Below are 962 nucleotides of genomic sequence, written 5' to 3'. Positions count from 1 at the left end.
GGGGCGGCAGTTCGGGGGCGGGGTACGAGGTCCCCCAGGCGCCGTTGACGAGCTGGAGCACCGGCCATCCGTCGGAGGTCCAGGTGACGGGGGCGAGGGCCGGCACGCGGCCGCCGGGATAGGCGTCCACGAACGCCATGTAGTACCACTGCCCCTGCGGGGTGCTGACCAGCCCTCCCTGGTGCGGGACGCCGCCGCCGGGGATCGGGCCCGGCAGGTCCAGCAGCAGCTGCTTCATCGTGTAGGGGCCGAACGGGCCGGAGTCCGACTTCAGGACGTACTGACCGTTCGCCGGGCGGGTGACGAAGATGTAGTAGCGGCCGTTGATCTTGTAGAAGCGGGAACCCTCCAGCGTCCCGACGGAGGAGGGGGTGACGAACACCTCCTGCGCCCGGACCTGGCTGCGGGCGTCGCCGGAGAGCTGGGCGACGCTGATGCGGGTGTTGCCGTAGGCCACGTACATCGTGTCGTCGTCGTCCACGAGCAGTCCCGCGTCGTAGTAGACCTGCGGCAGCTCCGCGCGCCGCGTCCACGGTCCCTCGACGGTCCTGGCGGTGTACACGTAGGTCCGCGCGAAGTCGATCTGCCCGATCCAGTAGAACGTGTCGTCGCTGCGGCGGTGGTTGAGCGAGGACGCCCAGATGCCGCGCACGTAGCCGCGCCCGCCGGACAGGTCGTACTTGGCGCCGAAGTCCAGCACCGGCACGGAGTGGCCGGCGAACTCCCAGTCGACCAGGTTCCACGAGCGCAGGACGGGAGCTCCTGGCGAGTAGTGCATGGTGGACGCCGACATGTAGTAGGTGTCGCCGACGCGAATGATGTCGACGTCCGCGAAGTCCTGCCAGACGACGGGGTTGGTGTAGGCGGCCGCGGCCAGGGCGCCCGCCGCGGGGGCACCCCCGCCGGGGGCGGGGACCGCCGCCTGGGCGCGGGGCGTGGCCGCGGCGAGGGCGGCGCCGGTG

The 962-nt window shown here is 71.7% G+C and carries 1 protein-coding gene; it reads right to left on the bottom strand.

From position 1 onward, the window contains the following. Nucleotides 1–962: glycoside hydrolase 43 family protein (locus ACOV8S_RS05610; RefSeq protein ID WP_448316410.1), on the bottom strand; the 962-nt coding region annotated here is incomplete at both ends.

This window comes from Streptomyces sp. CO7 (assembly GCF_053474865.1).
Note: the sequence above shows the minus strand (reverse complement) of the source record. Positions and strands in the feature narration are given on the sequence as shown.